At 44.9% G+C, this 1489-nt stretch carries 1 protein-coding gene; it reads right to left on the bottom strand.

The genetic code is table 11. The features are described from left to right. Nucleotides 1-169: 169 nt before the first annotated feature. Nucleotides 170-1417, bottom strand: coding sequence for an IS256 family transposase (locus G5A70_RS15440; RefSeq protein WP_404806912.1), 1248 nt, complete (start codon nt 1415-1417; stop codon nt 170-172). Nucleotides 1418-1489 lie beyond the last annotated feature (72 nt).

Genomic DNA, 1489 nt, shown 5'->3' with positions numbered 1-1489 from the left:
GAGACCGTTTCAAGTTTTGTGTAAACTCAAAAAACTGATATAAGATATGTCATTAGTTATTCTGGGCAGAGCCGATTTTTTGAGGTTCTGCCCTTGCTTGTATTATAATGCAGTTTCCAGACATGTCAAGCAGGGCTGGCTGGGCCAGCCCTGAAAGGCCAGAAACAGCTTATAATCCGGATAATCGTTCTTCAAAAAATATTTCCAGCTGCGAATGGATCTGTCCCCAATCCTGTCGGTGTCCAGTCCATTTTTTCGTGATATCCACCATGGCCAGATACAGCATTTTCAGGAGACTCTCATCCGAAGGGAATACCGTCTTGGATTTCGTGACCTTCCGCAGCTGCCGGTTAAATCCCTCGATGGTATTCGTGGTATAGATTAAGCGGCGGACCGCTTCCGGATACTTGAAATACGTTGAAAGATTCGCCCAGTTATCCTTCCATGATTTTGCGATTTTGGGATATTTCCCGCTCCATTTCTCATCAAAACTATCCAGTTCAGCCCGTGCGATTTCTTCCGTTGGAGCTGCATATACACGTTTCAGATCAGCCATCAACGGCTTGAGTTCCTTATAAGAAACGAACTTTGTCGTATTCCGGATCTGATGAATGATACACTGTTGGATCTCAGTATCCGGGAAAACGGCTTCAATCGCCTGTGGAAAGCCTGTCAGGCCGTCTACGCATGCGATCAGGATATCTTCTACGCCACGGTTTTTCAGTCCGTTCAAAATGGAAAGCCAGAACTTTGCACTCTCATTTTGCCCTACATACATGCCGAGCACGTCTTTATGCCCTTCCATGTCGATTCCGATAGCGACATAAACCGCACGTTTTACAATCCTGCCTTCATTACGGACATGGTAATGGATAGCGTCCATGAAAACGACCGCATAGATTTCCTCCAAAGGCCGTTCCTGCCATTCTTTTACGATGGGCAGGATTTTATCCGTGATCCTGCTGATGGTGCTGTCAGAAATCTCGATGTCATAGAGTTCCCGCATATGGCTTTCGATATCATTCGTAGTCATTCCTTTGGCATACATGGAGATGATCTTTTCTTCCATGTCCTGAGTGACCGTATTCTGATACTTTTTGACGATCTGTGGTTCAAACTCTCCTTTCCGGTCTCTTGGGATATCAATCTCCATATCGCCGTAGCTGGTATGCATGGTCTTCTGGGAATGGCCATTTCTGGAATTATCTGTTTCCTTGTTCCGATAATCATACTTGGAATATCCCAGTTCCTCATCCATTTCCTGATCCAGGGCACCTTCCAGGATGATGGACATCATATCCCGCATAATGGAATTGACATCCGTTCCATCCTTGACCGTTACATTGTTCTCTTTCAGGTAGTTGCCCATCATTTCCCGAAGAGCTGCTTTTTGTGGGGTATCCTTTTTTCTTGCCATAAAATAAACCTCCAAACTGGTAAGTCTATCTTACATCAGTTTGAAGGTTTACACAAACTTTGGGATACTCCC

It is taken from the genome of Blautia hansenii, assembly GCF_013304445.1.
In the GTDB taxonomy this organism is placed as follows: domain Bacteria; phylum Bacillota; class Clostridia; order Lachnospirales; family Lachnospiraceae; genus Blautia.
The sequence above is the reverse complement of the archived record's forward strand: the minus strand, read 5'-3'. Positions and strand labels throughout refer to the sequence as shown.